The sequence below is a fragment of the Stenotrophomonas sp. PS02298 genome, assembly GCF_029959445.1.
Taxonomy (GTDB): Bacteria; Pseudomonadota; Gammaproteobacteria; order Xanthomonadales; family Xanthomonadaceae; genus Stenotrophomonas.
The window spans coordinates 1-7,964 of record NZ_JASCOR010000181.1 but is presented as its reverse complement, the minus strand read 5'-3'; the positions used below and the strand labels follow the sequence as shown (position 1 = coordinate 7,964).

Genomic DNA, 7,964 nt, shown 5'->3' with positions numbered 1-7,964 from the left:
GCCGAGCGATGCTCGGCATCGGGCTCTACCGGTAACGTCTCTGCCGAGCATCGCTCGGCACTACTGAGCATTGCCTGGAACGCCCCTGCCGGGCATGGCTCGGCACTACGGTGCAGAAACAACAACGCCGCCCTGGGGCGGCGTTGTCGCTGCAACCTGATCAAAACGCGCTTACAACCCGCAGAAGCAATACGCCAGCGACTTCACCGGTGCACCGTTGCGGTCCTTCACTGCGTCCTCGACAAAGCGCAGCTGGGTATCCAGCTCCGGCATCTGCTTGGCGATCAGCATGCGCGCGATGCCCGAATCAGCAAGCATCCAGGCGCCGGCGCGGCTGCCGGCAAAACCGGTCATGAACTGCGCGAACGGGGTTGCTGCCTTCTCGATGTAACGCACGCGGAACTTGTCGCTTCCACCGAGCTTGGCGCGCTCAGCTGCATCGGCAACGGCCGCCCTCAGGCCACCGAAGGCGTCGACCAGACCACGTTCCTTGGCCTGCGCACCGCTCCACACGCGACCGCGTGCGACTTCGTCCACGGCCTCGACCGGCTTGTTGCGCGCGTCAGCGACCTTGCCGGTGAAATCGGCATAGCCCTTGTTGATCACCGACTGGATCACCTGGCCCACGGCCGGGTCCATCGGCCGGGTCACATCGAATGCGCCAGCGAAACGGGTGGTGCCGACACCATCGGTATGCACGCCGATCTTGTCCAGGCTGCGAGCGAAGTTCGGGATCATGCCGAAGATGCCGATCGAGCCGGTGATGGTGGATTCGTCGGCATAGATGCGGTCGGCATTCATGCTGATCCAGTAACCACCGGATGCAGCCATGTCACCCATCGACACCACCACCGGCTTGCCGGCGGCCTTGAGCGCTTCCACTTCACGGCGGATCTGCTCGGAAGCGAACACTTCACCGCCCGGCGAGTCCACGCGCAGCACCACGGCCTTCACGTCGTCATCGTCGCGTGCCTCGCGCAGCAGCGCCGAGGTCGACACGCCACCGATACGGCCAGCCGGCAGGTCGCCGCCGGCGATCTCGCCTTCGGCAACCACCACGGCAACCTGCGGACGCGAATCCATCGGCGAGCGACGTGCGTCGAGCTGGGTCAGGTACTCGCCCAGGCCGATCTGGCGGTAGCCACCGTCAGCATCGCCGTCGGCGACGCCGCGTTCGGTGAGCAGCGCGTCCACTTCTTCGCGGGTCTTCAGGCCATCCACCAGCTTCTGCTGCAGGGCGAAACGGGCCAGGTCACCTTCGGCGGCTGCAATGCCTTCGGGCAGGGTGTCGATGCCGGCAGCCAGCTGCGCGGCGTCGAGCTTGCGTGCCTTGGCGATGTCGCCCAGGTAGCGCTGCCACACGTCGTTCATCCAGAACAGGTCGGCTTCCTTGGCCTGCGGCGAGGCGGCGTCGAGCACATACGGCTCAGCGGCGGACTTGAACTCGCCCACCTTGAACAGGTGCACGTCCACGCCCAGCTTGTCCTGCAGACCGCTGCGGAAGTACTGGCGATAGCGACCAAGGCCTTCCAGCAACAGGCCGCCCATCGGGTCGAGGTAGACCTCATCGGCCTGCGCGGCCAGCAGGTACTGCGACTGGCCCATGTTTTCGCTGAAGGCCACGACCTGCTTCTTGGCCGCACGCAGATCCTGCAGCGCGGCGGTTACTTCACGCATCGAAGCAAAGCCACTGGGCTGCAGCTTGTCCAGCTGCAGCACCACGCGGTTGATCTTCTTGTCGTCCTTGGCCGCTTCGATGGCGCGGATCAGATCGCGCAGCTGCAGCTCTTCGGCATTGGTTTCACCCAGCGCCTTGCCCAGCGCGCGGCTGAGCGGGTCGGTGCTGTACTGCTCGACCAGACGGCCTTCCGGCGCGATCACCAGGGTGGTGCCTTCCTGCAGCACGGTCGTCGACGACGCGCCCTTGCCCACGGCGACCATCAAGCCGATCAGGATCAGGAACAGCAAGCCGAAGAACAGCAGGTTGAGGATCAACCGGCGGGTGAAGTTCATCACGTCCCAGATGCCGATGAAGAAGCTGGCAACGGGATTGCGGCGTGGCACTGGAGGGGGATTCATGGACGCTCCGATTGGGGCTGGTTGCAAGTCAGGATACGCATAACCGGAGGCGACCGGCATGGCCTTTAAGTCAGGGGGCAGCCTGGGTGATGAGCCGGCTGCTGCTGACCCGCAGCCGCCAACCCAGCAACACCGCGGCCACGGTCAAACCAATGATCAGGCCGATCCACATGCCCTGCGGGCCCCAGCCCAGCCCCAGTCCAAGCCCGGCGCCGACCGGCATGCCCACGCCCCAATAGGCGAACATGGCAATGAACATCGGCACGCGGGTGTCCTTGAGCCCACGCAGGGCGCCAGCGGACAGCACCTGGATGCCATCGGGGATCTGGAAGGTGGCCGCATACAACAGCAGGGTGGAGGCCAGCGCGGCAACCGCAAGGTCGTCGGTATACAGCCCCACCACCGCGTCATGGCCGAGCAACAAGGCGGTGATCGACACCACCTGGGTCACCAGCACGATGGCATAACCCGCCCAGGTGGCACGGCGCACGCCCAGCGGATCGTTGCTGCCGACCGCGTGGCCGACGCGCACGGTGGTGGCCTCGGCCACGCCCATCGGGATCATGAAGCACAGCTGTGCCACGTTGATCGCGATCTGGTGGGCGCTGGCCTCGGTGGCACCGATACGGCCAATCAGCAGCGCGGTGATGATGAACAAACCGCCTTCCATCAGCACGGTGATGCCGATCGGCAGGCCGGTACGCAGCAGGTCCCAGATCGCGCGCGGGCGCGGCAGTTCGAAATGATTGAACAACTGCAGGTGGGCAAAGCGCTTGGTGGTCCACAGGTAGGTGGCGAAGGCCAGCGCCTGCACCCACATGGTCACCGAGGAGGCGATGCCCAGGCCTTCGGCACCGAGCTCGGGGAAGCCGAACTTGCCGTTGCACAGCGCGTAGCCCAAGGGCCCGAGCACCAGCAGGCCGCCGAAACCGATCAACATGGTCGGCAGGGTCCAATGCATGCCTTCACTGAGGTAGCGCATGCAGAAGTACAGGGTAAGCGCCGGCACACCCCAACGGATGGCATGCAGGAAGTCGGTGGCACCGGGCACGATTTCCGGCGCGATACCAAACGCTGGCAGGAACGCCGGCACCACGCTCAGGAACAGGAACATCAACGCGCTCAGGCCCACGCCCAACCACAATGCCTGGCGGAACAGCGGGCCGATTTCACGGTCACGGCCTGCGCCGTGCAGCTGCGACACCGAGGCGGTGAGCGAGATCAAGGTGCCGATCGGCACCAGCATCGGCAGCCATAGCAGGGCCGTGCCAATGCTGACCGCAGCAAAGGTATCGGTGCCATGGTGGCCAGCGATGGTGTTGTCGACAAAGGCAATAAGACCGGTGGAAACGTGGCCCAGCACCAACGGCAGGGCGAGCAGTCCGGTCGTCCGCACTTCTTGCATGAAGCGCGGCGTAGCGGGAGACATGGACATAAAACACAGGGACGCGGACTACGGCCGGCGCAGGAAGCGCACAGATGCCGGGTCGCGGAGTGTGCCTATTCTACCGTGGCAAGGCTGTTACGGCCCCGCACCGCGGATGAACGGACGGCGTGCTGTCGCACAGCGCGGTACTCAGTGCCCGACTTTCTCGCGCAACCAGGCATCGCGTTGTGCCGGTGCCAAGGCCAGCAATTGGGTGCGCAGTTCTTCACGTTGCTGTGGCGGAGTGCGCTGCGAAATCAGGCTCAGCTGTTCCAGCTGGGCGGCATCGAGTTGTCGCAGCAGCGCAATCACCGGCTCACGCTCAGCCGCCGGCAGGTAGCCGAACAGGGGCTGCAGGCGCGGATACAACACACCCAGCTGCGGACCCAGCAACCAACCATCGCGGTGCATCTGGTCGATGGCAATGTATCGCGCATGCAGGGCCTGCCGCTGCGCGTCGGGCAGCGCGGCGATTGCTGCCGCCGCCTGGCGGATGCGTTGCTGTTCGCTGGCCGGCAGTGCCTGCCAGGCTGCGTAGCGGCTACGGAGCTCGCGCTTCTGCTCCGGGCTCATCGAGGCCCAGGCATTACGGGTGCTGATCACGCTGGCACTGCCGGTCGTGGTCGGCAGCCCCGGCAAAGCGGTCGGCGCAGCCGCCTGCAGCGGCAGCGCAACCACCAAGATCAGGCCCGCCAGAACAGATTTACTCATCGGCATCGGCCGTCTCCAGCGCTGCACCGGCCGGTTCCGGACGGCTGGGTTGCGGCTGCGACTCGTCCACCGGGATCGGGCCACCGGCTGCATACCAGGCATGGAAGTCGGCATCGCGGGCCGTGTCCAACGCAGGATCGGCCAGCATGGCTGCATCGGCGGCCGCATGCGGGTCTTCGCCCGGTCCGGCCGGGGGACTGTCGTCAGGCAGCGATTCCACCTGCACCGGACCGTTGTCGACCAGCCCATTGCCAGCATCCGGGTCTGTGCTGACCACCGTATGCGAACGCCACCACCACAGCGCGACCACGGCCAGCAACAGCAGCGGCAGGCACAGCAGCAGCCAGGTACGCAACGTCCAGGGTTTGGCCGGTTTGCGTCGCGGCGCAGGCTTGCGGCGACGCTCCTCTTCCACGCGCGGGCTGTTGCCAGCGGCAGTGGGCGCAGCGGCTGCGGCGGGCAAGGCGCCGGTAATCACCGAATCGCGCAGCTGTTCGAGTTGCTGCAGGCGCGGCGGCGACAGGTCGCGGATCAACGCCTGCACCTGCTCGGCCAAGACGCGCCAGCTTGCAGCATCCGGGTGACCATCTGCATCCACCGGACAGGCGCCCGCCAGGGCCTGCCGATAGGCAGTGGCGTCAACGCCCAGTACCGTCGAAGCCGCTGTTTCATCCAGGCCGGCGCCAATCCGCAGCAACAAGGCCAAGCGTTCACCTGCTGCCAGCGTGCCCAGGTGTGCGAAGGCCGGCTCCCAGTTGCCCGGGCTGGTCGGCTTCAGCAACTGCGGGGTACTGCACAGCAGGCCCCAGAAGCGGGCCGGCCATTCAACCATCAGCAGCTGCGCTGCATGGCCGGCAAACGCACGCATGGCCACGGCCACGGCGCGCTCACCAACGGCGGCATCGCCAGCCTGCAGCTCGGCAACGACCAGGGCGCGGCGTTCCACCCCGCGCAAAAAGGCGGACAGAGCATTGGCTGCGGCCGGCGAAAGAGGGGCTGGTGCAGCCATCATGTGAACTCCGTCATGCCGTGATGATACCGAGCGCACACCCCGCTGCCGACGCCCCAAGGCAGCAGCGGACCGATTCTGCAAGCCGCTGCAACAACTTGTGCACAGCGTCAATACGCTGTGACAAGCGACCCAAGCACGCCGCCGTGAGACTGTATTTCTTTTTTGTTTCACGGATAAGCCATTGATTTTTATTGAATATCTTATGTGGCTATTTTTTGACCAAGTTGACCCAAAGGCTTGCTCCATCGCCCTGAACGCGTGGAGCACATTACTCACCCACAGAGTTATCCACAGGATGTGTGGATAACAATAAATCTCCAAGCGCAGCCAGCGTTTACGCCGCATTTATGCAGGACTTCACAGCATCACGATGACGGTGAATGGAGCGAGCCAAGTCGTCGGCTGCGGCTAAACTTGTCCCATGCCTGACTGCCCCACCCTGCGCCTTGCCCTGCCGGTGCCCCTGCCACAGCTGTTCGACTACCTGCCTCCGGTCGGCAGTCCCGCGCCCGAGGCTGGTGATGTGGGACGTCGGTTGCGGGTGCCATTTGGTCCGCGCGAGCTGGTCGGGGTAGTCGAGGCCATCGGCCACAGCGATGACCCGGCGACCTTGCGACCGGCCCTGCAATGGCTGGATGACGCCGCGCTGTTCGGTGGCGAACTCAGCGCCTCGCTGCGCTGGCTGGCGCGCTACACCCACGCCCCACTGGGCGAGGTGATCGCCACCGCGCTGCCCGCGCCCCTGCGCCGCGGCGAGCCACTGGCCGATACCCACGGCTGGGCCTGGGAACTGACCGAGGCAGGCCGCGCCGGTTACACGCGCCTGCGCAGCGGTACCCGCCCGCAGCGCCTGGCCTCGCTGCTGCTCGACGGTCCCGTCAATGAAGACCTGCTGGACGATCAGCTGGAGGACTGGCGCAGTGCTGCCCGCGCGCTGTCGAAGCGTGAACACGCGCGACGGATCGAAGTTGCTGCGGTGATCCCGCAGCCGCGCATCGTCGAAGGCCCGCGGCCCAACCCGCAGCAGCAAGAAGCGATCGACGCGCTGCAGGCGGCCGAGGGTTTCCAGCCCTTCCTTCTTGACGGCGTCACCGGCAGCGGCAAGACCGAGGTCTACCTGCAGGCCATCTGCCACTGCCTGCAGCAAGGCAAGCAGGCACTGGTACTGGTGCCGGAGATCGGCCTGACCCCGCAAACCCTGCACCGCTTCCGCAGCCGTCTGGGCATTCCGGTGCATGCGCTGCATTCGGGCTTGAACGACAACGAACGCGCACGCGTCTGGGCCGCCGCCTCGCGCGGCGAAGCGCGCGTTATCGTCGGTACCCGCTCGGCGATTTTCACACCACTGCCGCAGGCCGGCTTGATCGTCATCGACGAAGAGCATGACGGCAGCTACAAGCAGCAGGACGGCATCCGTTACCACGCACGCGATTTCGCCATGGTGCGCGGCAAGGCACTGAATGTGCCGGTGGTGCTGGGCAGTGCAACGCCATCATTGGAATCCCTGCACAACGCACGCAGCGGTCGCTACACGCATCTGCGCCTGCAACAGCGTGCCGGTGATGCCAAGCCGCCGGGCGTGCGCGTGTTCGACGTGCGCAAGCGGCCGCTGCAGGATGGCCTGTCACCGGAAGTGCTGGTCGGCATCGAGCAGCACCTGAAGGCCGGCAGCCAGGTATTGGTGTTCAAGAACCGCCGCGGCTACGCGCCGGTGCTGCTCTGCCATGACTGCGGCTGGACCGCGCCGTGCAAACGCTGCAGCACGCCGCTGCACAAGACGCCAATGACCGTGCACGGTGGCGGTCGTCGCCTGCAATGCCACCACTGCGGCGCGCGCCAGCCGGTGCCGCTGGCCTGCCCGGATTGCGCCAGCCTGGCGCTGCAGCCGCAGGGCATTGGTACCGAGCGCCTGGAAGAACGCCTGCTGCAGTTGTTCCCCGACTACCCGGTGCTGCGCATCGACCGCAGCACCACCGCCCGCCGTGATGCGCTGGAGCAGACACTGGCGACGCTGGGCGATCAACCCGGCATCCTGGTCGGCACGCAGATCCTGGCCAAGGGCCACGACCTGCCGAAGCTGACCCTGGTGGTCGTGGTCGGCATCGATGAAGGCCTGTTCTCGGCCGACTTCCGTGCCAGCGAGAAACTGGCGCAGCAGCTGATCCAGGTCGCCGGCCGCGCCGGTCGCGCGGAACGCCCCGGCGAGGTCTGGCTGCAGACCCACCATCCGGACAATGCACTGCTGCATACACTGGTCAACGGCGGCTACCACGCCTTTGCCGATGCCGAACTGCTGCAGCGTGAGGCCGCTGGGTTTCCGCCATTCGCGCACATGGCCATGCTGCGTGCCGAAGCCAAGCAGGTGGAGCAGGCCAATGAATTCCTCGCCGCGCTCAAGCACCTGCTTCCCAAACGGAACGACCTTGAACGCTTTGGACCGATGCCGGCACCGATGCCACGTCGTGCAGGCTTCCAGCGCACGCAGTTGCTGTTGTCGGCCGGGCAGCGGCGTCCGTTGCACGCAGCGCTGGATGGCTTGATGGCGCAGGCCTATGGCCTGCCGCAGGCGCGCCGCGTGCGCTGGTCGCTGGATGTGGACCCGATGGATCTGTACTGATCTGGTGCTTTGCAGGAGCGACCCGAGCCGCGAAGCTGAAAATGCGCGTGATCCCGGTAGAGCCGAGCCATGCTCGGCTGGAGCTTTACCGGTAAAGCCCCTGCCGAGCATGGCTCGGC

5 protein-coding genes are annotated in these 7,964 nt (G+C 65.9%); 1 reads left to right on the top strand and 4 read right to left on the bottom strand.

The window, feature by feature from the left end; all coding sequences use genetic code 11:
- Positions 1 to 171 precede the first annotated feature (171 nt).
- From sppA to QMX78_RS18555, 4 genes are all read right to left on the bottom strand, one after another.
- A complete protein-coding gene (gene sppA / locus QMX78_RS18570; protein ID WP_282272324.1) occupies positions 172 to 2,079 on the bottom strand; it encodes a signal peptide peptidase SppA in 1,908 nt (635 codons plus the stop codon).
- Between the two features lie 70 nt (positions 2,080 to 2,149).
- Complete coding sequence (locus tag QMX78_RS18565) at positions 2,150 to 3,514, bottom strand: MATE family efflux transporter (protein WP_282272322.1); 1,365 nt, start codon at positions 3,512 to 3,514, stop codon at positions 2,150 to 2,152.
- A 141-nt stretch (positions 3,515 to 3,655) separates the two neighbouring features.
- Positions 3,656 to 4,216, bottom strand: coding sequence for a DUF3106 domain-containing protein (locus tag QMX78_RS18560; RefSeq protein ID WP_282272320.1), 561 nt, complete (start codon positions 4,214 to 4,216; stop codon positions 3,656 to 3,658).
- The gene (locus QMX78_RS18555) at positions 4,209 to 5,225 is read right to left on the bottom strand and encodes a hypothetical protein (protein ID WP_282272318.1); all 1,017 of its coding nucleotides are present in this window, start codon (positions 5,223 to 5,225) and stop codon (positions 4,209 to 4,211) included. The genes QMX78_RS18560 and QMX78_RS18555 overlap by 8 nt, the downstream gene beginning before the upstream one ends.
- A gap of 424 nt (positions 5,226 to 5,649) precedes the next feature.
- Between QMX78_RS18555 and QMX78_RS18550 the strand changes: the two genes are divergently transcribed.
- A complete protein-coding gene (locus QMX78_RS18550) occupies positions 5,650 to 7,845 on the top strand; it encodes a primosomal protein N' (RefSeq protein ID WP_282272317.1) in 2,196 nt (731 codons plus the stop codon).
- The last annotated feature ends 119 nt before the right edge of the window (positions 7,846 to 7,964 follow it).

Bases quoted from the DNA above. Each gene is read 5' to 3' on its own strand.
- sppA (WP_282272324.1), bottom strand. From the start codon at position 2,079: ATGAATCCCCCTCCAGTGCCACGCCGCAATCCCGTTGCCAGCTTCTTC.
- QMX78_RS18565 (WP_282272322.1), bottom strand. From the start codon at position 3,514: ATGTCCATGTCTCCCGCTACGCCGCGCTTCATGCAAGAAGTGCGGACG.
- QMX78_RS18560 (WP_282272320.1), bottom strand. From the start codon at position 4,216: ATGAGTAAATCTGTTCTGGCGGGCCTGATCTTGGTGGTTGCGCTGCCG.
- QMX78_RS18555 (WP_282272318.1), bottom strand. From the start codon at position 5,225: ATGGCTGCACCAGCCCCTCTTTCGCCGGCCGCAGCCAATGCTCTGTCC.
- QMX78_RS18550 (WP_282272317.1), top strand. From the start codon at position 5,650: ATGCCTGACTGCCCCACCCTGCGCCTTGCCCTGCCGGTGCCCCTGCCA.